Origin of the sequence: Candidatus Kuenenia sp. (assembly GCF_027493735.1) — a bacterium.
Lineage (GTDB): Bacteria > Planctomycetota > Brocadiia > Brocadiales > Brocadiaceae > Kuenenia > Kuenenia stuttgartiensis_A.
This window is the reverse complement of record NZ_JAOSKF010000006.1, coordinates 246,634-261,663: the sequence shown is the minus strand read 5'-3', so window position 1 is coordinate 261,663 and position 15,030 is coordinate 246,634. Positions and strand designations below refer to the sequence as shown.

Sequence of the window (15,030 nt, the reverse complement as noted above, 5' to 3'; positions counted from 1 at the left end):
GGTTAACCCCATTTCTTGTAAAAATATGGATTTTTATAAAATTCCATAGTGAAGCATTTTCTCTCTGTATTTTTAGGGAATGAAAAGTTGTTTAAGAATAAGAAATTAAAAAAAGAGGTTTTTACAGAGTTCTATGGCTAAGACTATCCTTGTGCTTGGCGGTGCCCGCAGCGGAAAATCTTCATTTGCGGAAACCATGGCGAAACGTTACAAAACAGTTGTGTATGTGGCTACCGCCGAAATCAAGGATGATGAGATGCGTGAACGCATACGGATACATCGGGAACGGAGGCCGTTGTGCTGGCAAACAATTGAATCGCCGTATAATTTGGAAAAAGTCGTTTTCGACCAGAGTAAAAAGGCAGACCTGGTTTTTATAGACTGCATTACCTTATATATTACCAATCTTCTTGTAATGCCGGCAAATCAGGATTCGTCACAGATAATTGATAAAATACATACACTGTGCCGCGTTTGTGAAGAAATAACTTCAGACATTATAATCGTCTCAAACGAAGTCGGACTTGGCATAATGCCGGAAAATGCACTGGCGCGGCATTTTTGCGATATAGCCGGTTCTGCAAACCAAATACTGGCGCAGCACGCAACAGAGGTATATTTCGTAATTTCAGGAATTGCACAAAAGATCAAGTAATGGATATTCAGGAACTCAAAACATCAATAGCGAAGAAGAAAGATTGCCCGGTCTTTGTTGTTTTCGGGAATGAAGAATTCTTTATTAAAGAAGCGGTAACGACAATAAAAGCCGCTTTAATTGCCGATAACGATACCGACCCGGTGGTGATTGAGGTCGGCGGAAATGATACGCCGGCACCGGTCATTTTTAATGAATTAAGAGGACGTTCCTTTTTCCAGAAAAATAAAAAGCTGGTTATTGTAATTAACGCAGACAATTTTGTGGAAAAAAACAAAGATTCATTAGAGAGTTATTTGCAAAAGCCATCAACGCATGCGCATTTGATTTTAATATGTGCCGGATGGGATAAAAGAATAAGGTTGTCAAAATTAGCGGAGAAAACCGGCATTGTCGCAGATTGTCAAAGGATAAAGGAATATCAATTGCCCACCTGGCTTATGTCCCGCGCAAAACATTACAAAAAGACGATGAACCCTAAAGCCGCACAGCGGTTAGCCGGGGACGTCGGAAACAATCTGGCTATATTAGACATGCATCTTGAGAAACTTTCTATTTATAAAGATAATAAAGCTACAATAGACGAATCGGACGTCGATGCATTAGTGACCGCCGACAGGAATAGAACGATATTTGAGCTTACCGACGCAGTTGCCCGGAAAAATTTTCCACAGGCGCTTAAGATTCTCAATCAGATGTTGACACACGGTGAGAATTCAGTGAAAATTATCACATTGCTGGCATGGCAAATCAGGAGGATTTGGAGAGCCAGGCAATTATTGGCGCAGGGAAAAGATGAAAATAGCATTTCTTCTGAGCTTCAAATAGCGCCTTTTTTTAAAAAAAAGTTTTTTGACCAGGTAAGGGATTTTACCGAAAATGACCTTATGAAAAAACATGCCTCCCTGCTTGAATCTGACATACAAAGCAAGACAAGCGCATTCAATAAACAACTATTGCTTGAACTCCTGGTACATAAATTGTGTGCATGATATTTTATGGCCGCGGATTTTTTTTGACACATTAATTCTATTTGCATTAGAAAGGAATTGTTATGAAATTTTTTATTGATACCGCAGATGTAAAAGAGATAAGAGAAGCGCATGACCTTGGAATTCTTGACGGTGTAACGACGAATCCGTCCCTCGTTGCAAAAACAGGCAGACCATTCCGCGAAACGCTTGAAGAAATTTGCTCCATAGTAAAGGGGCCAGTGAGCGCTGAAGCGGTAAGCCTCGATACACAAGGCCTCGTTGATGAAGCTCGTGAGTTATCGAAAATTGCCGAGAATATCGTAGTAAAAATACCCCTGATAAAAGACGGACTTAAGGCAGTGAAAATATTATCTGAAGAAGGAATAAATACGAATGTTACACTTTGTTTCTCTGCCAATCAGGCGCTGTTAGCGGCAAAGGCTGGGGCAACCTACATTAGCCCTTTTGTGGGGAGACTGGACGACATAGGGCATACAGGAATGGACGTCATAGAGGATATACGGGCAATTTATGATAATTATGGGTTTGCGACTGAAATAATTGTGGCAAGTATCCGGAACCCGAATCATGTTCGTGATGCGGCATTAATGGGAGCAGACATATCTACCATCCCTTTTAACGTTTTTAATTTGCTGGTGCAGCATCCGTTAACGGATGCCGGTATAAAAAAGTTTCTTGCCGATTGGGAAAAAGTTCCGAAAAAATAATAGTATAAGCCCGTTTTACCCACTCCCTTAGTCCCCTCCCGAGAAGGGATTTCTCAAATTCCCCTTTTGAAGAGGGGGTAGGGGTGAGTTAACGACATAATGAAAAACTTTGTAACACTTTATCAGGGGGACTCAATTGATGATTTTAACAGGCAAACAATAGATAAAAATTCAAAACGCTGTTTGCTATTTCCTGGAGTGCCGCGCATTGTTTAACTTTACAAAAAACAAACTCATTATATTTTTGCTCATCTTTTCGTTCCTGCCGTTATTTATCATGCGTCTTGTTGTTTATCCCATTGCTTTCAATGCATTAAGGGATGAAATTATTCGTAATTTGAGGCTTGCGGTAAATAAACAGGCTGAATTAATTGCAGCATGGATGGAAGGCCGCTTATCAAATGCCAGGTACATCGCAAATAATCCGTTCTTGATTCAAGCAATGCAAAAAACAGGGAATGCGCTTACCATAGAAGTTAACGAATATTTTAAATCCATTTGCAGCGATTTTGGCTATAAAGAGATTTTTTACGCTGACCGTAACGGAAAAATTTTATTTGCATCCAACAAGGCACTGTACGGTGAAAATATATTGGAACAGGATTACTATCGCAGGGCAATTGCCGGGGCATTTTTTGTATCGAATATACAATCCTCCCTGGAACTCACCGGCAATGTTGCCGGATTCCAGGAGGCAGATACACCGGCAATGATCATGTCCTTGCCGGTAAAAAACGCCCCGGATGCAATTTTAGGGGTGCTGGCTGTGTGTGTGGATGTTGCCGAAATTGACAGGGTGATGAAAAGTGTTCATTTCGGGAAAACGGGAGAAGCATACCTGATAAATAAAAACGGATATATGTTAACTACCTCAAGGTTCACTGATGAATTACTTCAGGCTGACCGTATCAAAAAAAGGGCATCATTGGAGTTAAAAATTGTTGATCCTTACACAAAAAAGCCGACAAAAGGAGCGCTTGAATGTATTAACGGCGGGGAAGGCTATGATGCGCATGGTTATCCTGATTACAGGGGAGTACGGGTACTTGGCTTTTGGCATTGGATGCCGGATTACGATTGGGGAGTAATCGCGGAGATAGACGTTAATGAGGGGTATGGAAAACTTTATACACTGCGTGATTCTGTCATGTTTGTTTTTGCATTTTTAGCAATGGGGATTGTTATTGTTGTTTTTCTTCTTGTAAAGAAGGTGACCCTGCCTTACCGTTAAAATATTTTTTCGCGGAGGCTGTTTAGCATTCTCACTCTTATGATTTCAGAATAATATTTCTCGATGTACCTTTCCATTTTAGCCCTGTGTGTTTTCATTGCACATTCGATTTCTTTCGGTTTTGCGTAAAAGCAGTACCAGCTAAGAAAATTTTGTTTTTCCATTTCATCATCTGTTATCATCATAATTACCTCCTGACTTTCTGTTTTTCTCCCCTATCCAGTTAAATAGCAATAATAATGCCAAATATGAATTTATTAAAGGATATTGTACTAAGTTGCGTATTACCATAACAATGTGACTATTACAAATAACCGTTTTATTTTTTTTGGTGTTATTTTTTTATAATTAAAAATGCAAAACCTGCACATTTTTCCCACACACACGTGGAGATATGTTCGCCTTTAAACTTTGCTCTACTATGAAAAGTATTGTAACACTTTAATCTTTTGAAACTGGAAATTGTCATTTGTAGTGCGACGAGGTTCGTCGCACTACATGTGAATTTAGTGGGCTTAGATTTCAAGTGAGGAAGGAACGAGCAGCAACCGTTTAATATATAGCAAATGCTTCGCCCCTGTTTTTGACTATACGTGTGAAACTTGTTGAAAAACAGTATTTATTTCCAAAAGCTTCGTTAAAAGAAAAGAGGAATGAGGCGTTGATTACAAAAAAAGTGCAAAGAAGTTTATTTGATACAGTCCGTGATGATACAAAAAAATCACCCTTGGCAGACAGGATGAGGCCGCGAAATCTCAGTGAATTTGTGGGACAGGAACATCTCGTGGGGGAGGGCAAGATTCTGAGAAGTTTTATCGAAAATAAAGAACTTGTTTCATTAATCTTTTGGGGTCCTCCGGGTGTTGGGAAGACAACGCTTGCCTTGATTATTGCAAACGCGATGAATGCTCATTTTATCACATTTTCAGCGGTACTCTCCGGTGTAAAAGAAATACGGGCGGTTATTGAGGAAGCAAAGGAACAGCTTAAATTCAATGGCAAAAGGACGGTTCTTTTCGTGGATGAAATTCATCGGTTTAACAAAGCCCAGCAGGATTCTTTTTTACATCATGTGGAGGATGGTACTATTACTTTAATAGGTGCGACAACGGAAAATCCCTCCTTTGAGGTCAATTCACCTCTCTTGTCACGATGTAAGGTACTTGTTTTAGAACCGCTCAGAAAGAGCCATATCACTGCTATTTTGTTGAATGCCTTGTCGGATAGAGAAAGTGGTTTGGGCGGTCAGAAGATAGAAATACCGCAAGACGTCATTGACTTTATAGCGGAGTTCTCACATGGTGAGGCAAGAGCGGCGCTGAATACCCTGGAAACTGCCATTATGCTTGTTCGTCCAAACGAAAAAGACATTCGCCCTGTCACCATGGAAATTGCCATGGAGGCAATGCAGCGAAAGGCATTACTCTATGACAAGGGGGGAGAAGAGCATTACAACGTGATTTCCGCTTTCATAAAGTCAATGAGGGGAAGCGACCCTGACGCCGCACTCTATTGGTTGGCGCGTATGCTGGAGGCGGGGGAAGACCCTCTCTTTATTGTGCGGAGAATGGTCATATTTGCAGCGGAAGATATCGGCAATGCCGACCCGGCCGCTCTTCAATTAGCCGTATCGGTAAAAGATGCGTTTCATTTTGTAGGTATGCCTGAAGGATGGATACCGCTCGCGCAGGGGGTCACCTATCTTGCCTGTGCGCCGAAAAGTAATGCGTCGTATATGGCATATTTAGCAGCGATAAAAGATGTAAGAGAAAGAGGGGCATTGCCTGCACCAATGCATGTAAGAAATGCGCCTACCACTCTTATGAAGGGGATGGGATACGGCAAGGATTATAAATATCCACACAGTTTCGGTGGATATGTTGAACAGTCGTATCTGCCAAAAGAATTGGATAGTAAGGAATATTACCATCCGACGCAGAATGGATTTGATGCAGAAATCAGGAAACGACTTTCCTTTTATAAGAGTAAGCGAAAAGGTCTGGAGGATGAATAGTCTATGTCCGCATTTTTTTCGCTTTGGTGATAAACAATCCGGATCCCTTTTTTCTTCTTTTAAAACTCGTTAATAATATTTCCGCTTCGCGAAAAGGGAGTGTTACAAAAGAATATTTATCAAGAATCTGCACGTCCCGTATTTTTTCACTCGCGATATTTGATATATCCTTGATGTATGTCACTAATTTTTTGTGTGTTAATCCTTCCTGTTTCCCCTGCGTTACAAAGAGCCTTGTTTTCCCTTTCTTGTCAACTACCGCCTCTTCTATTTCAACATAGCGTTTTTCATTAAGTTCATCAGGAAAGGAATACTGCAGTAATGCTGATATGATATCTTCTGGTTTCTTATGTTCGGTCAATTCTTTTGCCATTTCAATGTAGCAATTATGGGCATTTAAATCCACAATTTCATTAATATGGTCTTTTATTTTAAGTTTTTTTGTCCGTATAATATCCTCGATCTTTGGAAGTTTTTCCTTGCGAATGTCCGTCTTTGCCGCTTTTTGTATAAATTGCAGTTTCCTGTATTCTTCCGGGGTTATAAATGTTATAGCAATTCCCCCTTTCCCCGCGCGGCCGGTGCGCCCAATCCTGTGGACATATGATTCTGGGTCCTGCGGAAGGGAATAATTTATTACATGGGAAAGGTTGTGAATGTCTAATCCCCGCGCCGCCACATCAGTTGCGATAAGTATGTTGATCTGGCGTTTTTTAAATTTGGCAAGGATCTTTTCCCTCAGGCTTTGAGATATATCGCCGTGCAATGCGTCCGCATCGTAACCGCGTTCAATCAGATGGCTGGCAACGGCGTCAACATCAATTTTTGTACGGCAGAAAACAAGGCCGTAAAAATCCTTCTCGATATCTATTATCCTGCAAAGCGCTTCAAATTTATCCGCCGCAAATACCTCAAAATAAATCTGATCTGTCTGACTTACGGTAAGTTGTCCGGCGTTGACCTTCTGCACGTCAAAGTCTCGCATATAATTTTTGGCTATTTGCATTATTTCAAAGGGCATAGTAGCAGAAAACAGCAATGTCCTTTTTTCATGTCCCGTGTTTTCCATGATTTCTCTGACATCATCAATAAAACCCATATTCAGCATTTCATCCGCTTCATCAAGGACAAGAAACGATATTTTGCCGATCTTTAATGTGCCCCGCTTCAGATGATCAAGGACACGGCCTGGCGTGCCGACAACAATATCAATCCCCTTTTTAAGGCTTCTTAGCTGTAATTCCATGGATTGCCTTCCGTATATGGGAACAATGCTCAATCTTTTCTTTCCCTTCAGCGAATTGAGTTCTTCTGCCACCTGAATTGCCAATTCTCGTGTTGGAGTGAGTACAAGCGCCTGAACATTTTTTGATTTTTCCGGCAGGAGTTCAAGAACGGGAAGGCCGAATGCCGCTGTTTTGCCAGTACCCGTCTGCGCCTGCCCCACGATATCTTTAGTTCCGCTCAGTATTGCCGGTATGGTTTTTTGCTGAATTGGCGTAGGTTCTTCGTACCCCTTTTCCTTTAACACCTTTAGTGTTGATTCTGACAGTCCTAAACTTTCAAATGATTCCATAGATTATTTCTATCCTTACATTATTTAAATAGGTATAAAATTTGTAACTATCACAAATGATACACGTTATCTGCTACTTTAACAATAACAATCTCCATAATAAAGACATCAACTATACAAAAATTGCATTGATCCGGCGACCTGTTTTCCTCTTTTTTATCGGTGCTACAAATAGAGAAAACATTGCTTTTTTATCAAAAATCTTAAACCGTCTTGTCTATCTTCTTTTACCCCCCATTTGTCCATTCTTTGTGTAAGAGGGTCGCGGGGTTGCTATACTGTAGGAGTTCACAAAATGTGATTCCAGAAATGCTATAATTATTTATGTTGGCAGAAGTTAAATTTTTCCTTAGAAATCCCTATTTGTGAACTATTACAGTATACATCTGATCACAATTTTACAAAAAAGGGCCCGAGAAAATAAGGGAAGGGGCTTGGACTTTTTTTATTAACGGTGGCAGAAAAACCACAGAAAGAAAATCTGTTAGAGTATTTTATCATAAAACAATTGTTGATAACATGTCGGTATAGTGCTAGTATTACGTTTTTAAATAATATGGTAAGTATAATATTATAGATAAGATAAATGTTTTTTTACTTATTTATTAATAATGTTTATAATAAGTAAATTACAATAACTATTCAGCGTAATTTATTAAACTACCGGAGATCAGAGCGCAACTCGTTCCCAAACAGATACTTCACTATGTTCAGTACAAAGTTTGGGAACGAGCCGTGTATCGTTTACGCTGAATAGTTACGTGATTCCCTTTGAAAAGTGCTGATAATATGTCTGTGTAGAGGAGTGATGGTTGGTGTATGGTTAGTCATTATCTCTTGATCTCTTGAAAAGCTGCTTCTATCGAGAACCAATGTTTCTATATCCTCAATATCTTTTGGTGAGAGGTCATCGTATACCAGAAAGGCAAGCGAAAGGATATCTGTCGGTTCTTAGTTGTTATCTTTAATGATAAGGGAGACCTTTTTTGGTAAAATGAGTAAAAAACAGATCAGCTTACGGGTAAAAATGACAGGTTATCGCAAAAAAATCAAATGTTTTGTAATACTTTAATTTTTTGAAAAATACGTTCACGTATAGGAATTTCAATGTGCATAATGTAAGAGACGCATTGCATGCATCTGGAAACTGCTGCACGTAATAAAAATGTTGACACAACAGATAGACGCATGCAATGCGTCTATCTGATTTAATGCGTTAATCCTGAAGTAATGTTAACCCCATACTGCAAGCTGTGATAAGGCGGTTAAGGTTAAATACATGGGGAACGACGATTGGTTTTGCGACAAAATTCTTTGAATTTCCGCGCTCAATCCCTTCCGCCATTCTAAGTATTTTCGCGGGAAAGGCTGTTTTTTTTTCAGCATATTAAACAAATAATTAATCCTTGACTCCACCATTAATTGCGCCAATTTTGTATTGTCATGCACATATTTCCCAATCAAATTCAATATTATTTTTTTATTTTTGTAAAATGTTTCTATCAACTCCACAACGTGGGGAATATCGGTAATAGTTTTTTTATTAAAAAAATCAATTATCGCATCCGGAAATGCAAGAAGATCTTCATCTTTACCAATAACAAGGCATGCGTTATTATCAATAGCGTGTATTTTGTCATCACTGGTAAATAATATGTTTCCCAGGTGTCTGTCGCTGTTGCCAATTATAAAATCGAAGATTAGCAATCGTTGGTAATCCTCTCTTTCTTTACGGGTCATTTTATCTATTTGATATCCGTCTTTCGCATTTTTTACCCATTCCTGAATGGAACCGTTATATCGTATATTGTTAATGGTATCGTCAATTACCATCGTTTTCGGGACTAATCCAAGTCCTACTATGGTGTCAATTTTATAAACAATAGTTTCCCTGATAGGAGTATCCGGGTTATCAGCCATCCAGTAGTGCCGGATATCGCATTTAAACATTGCGATACTTCCATCTCTAAAAGTTATTTTCTCAGGTCCGCGGGGACCGCCCATCCATCGTTCGCATTCCACGTTTTCTATTTCTTTATCTTTTATGCTACCGAAGATATCACGTTCCAGCTCGTTTTTAGAAAAATTATCAGTATGTTTGTGAGAATCCATAGACTTTAACCTCCTAACCGTAATGCATTTTCTCCAGGCAGTCCAGCCTTATAAATTTTTTCCATTGCAGAGATAATATTGTATTTGACCCGCTTGATATGTACGGTTTTTTGTTCGGTGTTGTAAATAGCGTAAGATGCCCTCAAATCCCAATCGCGCGGCTGTCCAACACTCCCCACGTTTATGAGTGCCTTTTCTACATTATTCAAATCAAAGACATGTCCTTTATCCAACCGGACAGAACTCTCGTTTAGAAATAATGCCGAGGGCACATGGGTATGACCGTAAAAGCAAACAGATGTATTTAGTTTATCAAAACTCAATTGAGCGTCTGCGAGGGTTGTTATGTAGTCAAAGAATTCCGGCCTGTTTAAAGAAGCATGCACAAGGGTAATGTCGTTCCATTTCTCAATCAGGGGCAAATTTTTCAAATAATCTTTATAACTTTGTGAAAGTTGGTTTGACGTCCATATGGCCGCTTCTTTTGCGGATTTATTGAAATAACTTACGGGGAATTTCCCTACCACCGCACAGTCGTGATTGCCTGCAACGGTTTTACAACGTAGTTGTTGTACTAATTCAATGCACAAAATTGGTTCTGCGGCATAACCAACAATATCGCCTACGCAGAATATTTCATCGACACGTTCTTTTCGTATTTCATCTGCAACGGCAGTAAACGCCTCATAATTACTGTGTATATCACCTATTATTGCATAAATCAATGATCACTCCCTTGTATCTTAGTCGCACTATCGAGTAGACCTTCTTCCTTATCGCACAACTTTTTTTGGTGCGGCGAATCCCGTCACACTAAATTGTTGGAATTTTTTAAAATACTAAATTGTTACGAATTTTATTGTTCTTCTTTTGAAGACCTTATTTGTTTGACTATATATAATGACAGGGCCAGACCTTATCTATTGACAACTTCAGTATGATTTGTCTGGTTATCTACATTACAAACTCAATAATAGCTGTTGCCTGCTTTAAGCTGGCAGTAATTGACACTATGTGTCATCCTTTTATGGTTTGTATACCAGAGGATACTTTTCTGGATTTTCCAGAGAGTCTATTTCCAGATCGATGTCCAGGTCAGGCCAATGTAAATGCGAGTCGTGGATGAGCTGTACATTCTGAATCTCCCTCATTTTTGCATCTTGAAACCAAGGGTACTCTTAGTAAGTCAAAAAATACTCCTTCCCATCTGTATATAGCCAAATACCGACTGTATATAGCCAAATATCGAAATTGGATATATTTACAATTTCGGCTTTCAAAAATGCTTCTTCCACTTTTTTGCAAGGTCGTTTTTTTCTCCTCAATGATTTTTTGTATTTCCTGTCTCGAAAATAAGACTACAAAAAATAACTCAAGCACAGGTGCCGCAATATGATATGGCTATAAAACCATTTTCATCGTTTCCGGGTGTTGCTGATGCAACATGATGACTGATGACTTATTTTGTCATTACAAGGGTATCCGCTTGTCATTGCAGGGGTCTCAGCTTGTCATTGCGAGGGTATTTTCCGAAGCAATCTCATAAACCGTCATAGAGATCTTCCATCCCGCATTCATTCCAGTAATTAATTCTATTTTTTTAGCCCTTGAGCCACCCTTAATTTGCTTTTCTCGCGATATGGCGTTTCTTACGTCACGAAATATCTCGTAGTATACTGATTGCTTCGGAAAATACCCTCGCAATGACAAGCAGAAAAAGACCCTTGCGATGACAAGCCGGGCCTCCTGCAATGACAAGCTGATACCTTTTGGATGGCCCTATACATTAGAACCGGTACAGAAACAGAAATGCCAGATGTTCCCAACTCGAAAGTAAGACTGCAAAAAATAGCTTAAGTACAGATACTACAAGATGATAGGGTTATAAAACCATTTTCATCTTTCATCGTTTCTGGGTGTTGCAAATGAAACATGATGACTGCTTTGTAGATAGTCCATAATGCCTTGCAAGTGAAACCAGTGATTCTCACCAGAATTTTGTTTCTCCGTCGAGATATTGAAAATGTATGTGGAGACTGGATTCTTCTCCCGAAAAGAAACAAAAATGATAGTTCTTATGCCGAAATACGGAGGGACTTACCTCCTTACTCTTTCATGGTAAAATGTTTAGCTTAATAATTACTATTCCTCGTCCACATAATCAATCTATCAATCTTTTGCCAAAAAGTTAAGTCTTTTTTCTTAGTCTTAACCTCGGCAGCCTTCGTTCCTGTTGCTATAAGTCAAACAAATCGTAACACTTTGGTTTTTTGGAAAAGTAGGGGCGAAGCATTTGCCCGTTTGGGTATGAACTTATTTATAACAATTTATGGTAAATGCTTCGCCCCTACACTATGCGGCAAACATTGCCAATATTGGAATTTTTAAAAAAAATAAAGTGTTACAAAAAAGTAGCAAATGAAGTGAATGGTAGGAAGTGAATGGTAGTATTCCCATGGATTACCCATTGAGAATTATCTCAACCGATTTTAGGGTAGTTTTGTGTTGTTTATGTTTTTTGCTGTGTTTGTGAAAAATTTCTGTATATTTGATAAGACCTCTTCCCATTTCTTTTCTGCATAAAATTCATAGAATGATGTTTGCTCATCCTCAGCAACCCAGTTTTTCGTAAACGCCGCAAATTCGCCATTATGCATGTGCAAAAACTCCCGCAACTTCAAATCAATGTTTTTATCATAGTCCAGGAACCACTGTACAAAATGGTTCCATGATTTTGTTTCCTTTTTAATCCACATGCGCCAAACTTCCACAGGACAGTTCCAGTCCATTTTATCCCTGAATACAAGTTTGACAATGTTAAACAAGTCATCTGATATTTTTGATTCGTCAACTTTAATTATTTTCATAACAATTTTTTTCTCAAGAATTATTTCTAAAATTGTTCGTATTGTTTTTATTACAAAGTACCCATTCCTGCAAAACAATGCCCCATTTCCTATGTGTGAGAGCTTCTTATCTTCACAATTAAACAAATAGTATGCCAGCACGAGAAAGGGTTTTTTGTATTAAATATAACTATTTATATTACAACCATTAACGCTAATTATTTGATAATTAATAAATAAAATACCCAAGGAAATGAAACGAATAAAGGATGCCGCTTTGCAATATCTGCAATCAACGCATAAGAATACGTTTATCAAATACTTACATACTTTATAGATATATGATGGAAAACGTATGCCTTTGATTAAATACACACAAACAAAGTATTCGCGCCTAACCCTATGCATATTTTATTTAATTTTTTGCCTATGCAAATTTTGCATTTTTGGTAACAATTTGTAACACTTTAGTTTTTTTTGAAAAAGTAGGGGCGAAGTATTTGCAATAAATTGGCATAAATGCGTTCATGCCCAAACTGGCAAATGCTTCGTCCCCTGCACTTTTTTTTGATTACCTTGACAAAAAGTTAAATGATTTTTATAATCGTAACGTTCCTGAATGTGAAGAATTAGAGCAAATGTGTCTGTTTTTTTAACGGTAAACGAGTATTGCGTGTTTGATTAAAAATATGTCTCCTGCCAACAGTTTTTGGTTTCCACTCCCCCTCTTATTTATATTCAACACGTAAAGGGGCATTTCATTCCATTACCACGGTAATTATCTTTATTGCTGCGGTTTTTGCTATTTTTTACAACAAATTTTATTATGAATAAACTATTCCAGAAAATAAAAATCGGACGTATGCAGGTAAAAAACAGGCTTTTCATGTCTGCCATGGACTTGGGTTTTACTACTGACGGCGGTATTAATGACCGCATCATTCAGTTCTATATTGAAAGGGCAAAGGGGGGGGTTGGCCTTATTGTTGTGGGCGGTTGTTATCCCGAAATGAATGGCAAGGTGTGGAAGAGCATTATAGGGCTTGACAAAGATGAATTTATTCCCGGACTCAAAAAACTGACCGACGCTGTTCACGCTTATGGAACGTGCGTTGCCGCTCAATTGCTTCACGGGGGAAGGAGCGCCTCTTCATTTTTCACGAAAATGAAACCCGTTGCCCCGTCGCAATTGGCACACAGAAATATCAGACAGGAACCTCATGCATTGACAATAACGGAAATAAAAAAGGTTATTGACGGATACGTGAGCGCAACGATCAGGGCAAAGAAATCGGGGTTTGACGCAGTGGAGCTTCATGGCGGTATGGGATATCTCATTAATCAGTTTTTTTCCCCTGCGACGAATAAACGTGATGATGAATACGGTGGAAGTCTGGAAAACAGAGCGAGGTTTGCGAAGGAATTGGTAATTGCAATAAAGGAAGAGGCAGGGGGGGATTATCCCGTTATTTTCAGGTTATCCGGGGAGGATTTCGTGGAAGACGGCATCAGGATCAACGATTCTGTTGAAATAGCTGGAATATTAGAAAAGGCGGGGGCTGATGCGTTTAATGTATCTCCCGGCTGGCATGAAAGCAGGATACCTATCATGTCAATGGTAATTCCCAGGATGACATATGTCTTATTCTCTGAAAAAATTAAGGCACACGTCAATGTGCCGGTGATTTCTTCCGTCAGGATTAACGATCTTTCACTGGCGGAAGAAATACTTGATAATGACCGTGCAGATGCTGTGTCTGTTGGCAGGCCGCTTATTGCAGACCCGGAGTTGCCCAACAAATATCAACAGGGACGTTATGATGATATCAGGACGTGTATTGCCTGCAATCAGGGGTGTTTTGATTCGCTGCTCAATTTTAAGGCCGTTTCCTGCATTTACAATGCAATGGCCGGGCATGAGGGTGAATATGCGGTAACAAAGGCGGAAAGTATAAAAAAAGTTATTATAGTAGGAGGCGGGCCTGCAGGCATGGAAGCTGCCCGTATTCTGGCATTACGGGGACATGATGTTTCTTTGTATGAAAAAAAAGATATCCTTGGGGGACAATTGCAATATGCCTGTATTCCTCCGGGACGTAATGAGGTGCGAAATATTATACACTATCTCAAAAAACAGTTGAAAAAACTGCATGTCAAAATACATACGGGCGTTGAAGTTGATAGTGTTTTTATTGAAAAAGAGAATCCAGATGTCGTTATTCTCGCAACCGGGGGGGTGCCAATCTTGCCTGATCTGCCGGGCATTAACTCAAAAAACGTTTGCCTTGCAAGTAGTGTTTTGGAGGGAAAGACGCCGCTGGGAAGCAATGTAGTAATTATCGGGGGGACTGTTGGTAGCGAGGTTGCGCTCTATGCGGCTAAACAGGGGGCAATGAGCCCGGAGGTTGCCTGTTTTTTGCTGAAACATAAAGTGATTAATGCGGATGAGGCAGTGGAATGTACATCTCATGGAAACAGAAATATCACACTATTGGAGATGAAACGGAAGGTCGGGGGCGGGTTTGGCGTTTCAACGCGATGGATTATGCTCAATGAGCTTAAAGATGCCGGGATACTCGCCGAAACGGGAGTAAAGGTAAAAAGAATTGTTGACGACCATGAGGGTAGTGGCATTGTGTATGAAAAAGACGGGCAGGAGCATTTCATAAAGGCGGATACCATAATTGTTGCGGCAGGTTATCGTCCTAACGCGGAGCTGCAGGATGAAATATCCCGTAAATTTTCAGAGAGTTACAGCATAGGCGACTGTGTTAAGGTGCGAACGGCATTAGAGGCTATTCATGAAGGATTTCAGGTAGCGCTGAAAATATAAGCCTTTTCGGAAGAATACTATGATGGAAGAATATTCTCCTTTTAAACCCAGGTTTCCTGTG

At 39.5% G+C, this 15,030-nt stretch carries 12 protein-coding genes; 6 read left to right on the top strand and 6 right to left on the bottom strand.

The window, feature by feature from the left end; translation table 11 throughout:
* Positions 1 to 133 precede the first annotated feature (133 nt).
* From cobU to M5U24_RS05415, 4 genes are all read left to right on the top strand, one after another.
* Complete coding sequence (gene cobU, locus M5U24_RS05430) at positions 134 to 655, top strand: bifunctional adenosylcobinamide kinase/adenosylcobinamide-phosphate guanylyltransferase (RefSeq protein WP_099326825.1); 522 nt, start codon at positions 134 to 136, stop codon at positions 653 to 655.
* The gene (gene holA, locus M5U24_RS05425; protein WP_164995003.1) at positions 655 to 1,647 is read left to right on the top strand and encodes a DNA polymerase III subunit delta; all 993 of its coding nucleotides are present in this window, start codon (positions 655 to 657) and stop codon (positions 1,645 to 1,647) included. Before cobU ends, holA begins: the two co-directional genes overlap by 1 nt.
* A gap of 62 nt (positions 1,648 to 1,709) precedes the next feature.
* Positions 1,710 to 2,357 carry a fructose-6-phosphate aldolase gene (gene fsa, locus M5U24_RS05420; RefSeq protein ID WP_099326823.1) on the top strand — a complete coding sequence of 216 codons (648 nt, stop codon included), beginning with the start codon at positions 1,710 to 1,712 and terminating at the stop codon, positions 2,355 to 2,357.
* 208 nt (positions 2,358 to 2,565) lie between these two features.
* Complete coding sequence (locus tag M5U24_RS05415) at positions 2,566 to 3,588, top strand: cache domain-containing protein (RefSeq protein ID WP_099326822.1); 1,023 nt, start codon at positions 2,566 to 2,568, stop codon at positions 3,586 to 3,588.
* On the opposite strand, the gene M5U24_RS05410 is transcribed toward M5U24_RS05415, so the two are convergent.
* Entirely contained in the window at positions 3,585 to 3,773 is a 189-nt protein-coding gene (locus M5U24_RS05410) for a hypothetical protein (RefSeq protein ID WP_099326821.1), read from the bottom strand. The genes M5U24_RS05415 and M5U24_RS05410 overlap by 4 nt on opposite strands.
* A gap of 410 nt (positions 3,774 to 4,183) precedes the next feature.
* Here M5U24_RS05410 and M5U24_RS05405 point away from each other — a divergent pair, with 410 nt between their 5' ends.
* Positions 4,184 to 5,602 (top strand): replication-associated recombination protein A, encoded by a 1,419-nt coding sequence (locus M5U24_RS05405; protein ID WP_230405652.1) that lies wholly within the window; start codon positions 4,184 to 4,186, stop codon positions 5,600 to 5,602.
* Between the two features lies 1 nt (position 5,603).
* On the opposite strand, the gene M5U24_RS05400 is transcribed toward M5U24_RS05405, so the two are convergent.
* From M5U24_RS05400 to M5U24_RS05380, 5 genes are all read right to left on the bottom strand, one after another.
* Complete coding sequence (locus tag M5U24_RS05400) at positions 5,604 to 7,178, bottom strand: DEAD/DEAH box helicase (protein ID WP_164995004.1); 1,575 nt, start codon at positions 7,176 to 7,178, stop codon at positions 5,604 to 5,606.
* 1,233 nt (positions 7,179 to 8,411) lie between these two features.
* Positions 8,412 to 9,290 (bottom strand): hypothetical protein, encoded by an 879-nt coding sequence (locus M5U24_RS05395; RefSeq protein WP_099326820.1) that lies wholly within the window; start codon positions 9,288 to 9,290, stop codon positions 8,412 to 8,414.
* 5 nt (positions 9,291 to 9,295) lie between these two features.
* Entirely contained in the window at positions 9,296 to 10,015 is a 720-nt protein-coding gene (locus M5U24_RS05390) for a metallophosphoesterase family protein (protein WP_099326819.1), read from the bottom strand.
* A 778-nt stretch (positions 10,016 to 10,793) separates the two neighbouring features.
* Positions 10,794 to 11,048 (bottom strand): hypothetical protein, encoded by a 255-nt coding sequence (locus M5U24_RS05385; RefSeq protein ID WP_197705273.1) that lies wholly within the window; start codon positions 11,046 to 11,048, stop codon positions 10,794 to 10,796.
* A 731-nt stretch (positions 11,049 to 11,779) separates the two neighbouring features.
* Positions 11,780 to 12,157, bottom strand: coding sequence for a hypothetical protein (locus tag M5U24_RS05380; protein ID WP_164995005.1), 378 nt, complete (start codon positions 12,155 to 12,157; stop codon positions 11,780 to 11,782).
* A gap of 805 nt (positions 12,158 to 12,962) precedes the next feature.
* Between M5U24_RS05380 and M5U24_RS05375 the strand changes: the two genes are divergently transcribed.
* Positions 12,963 to 14,969: an FAD-dependent oxidoreductase gene (locus M5U24_RS05375; protein WP_298201784.1), complete on the top strand. Its 2,007-nt coding sequence runs from the start codon at positions 12,963 to 12,965 to the stop codon at positions 14,967 to 14,969.
* Positions 14,970 to 15,030 lie beyond the last annotated feature (61 nt).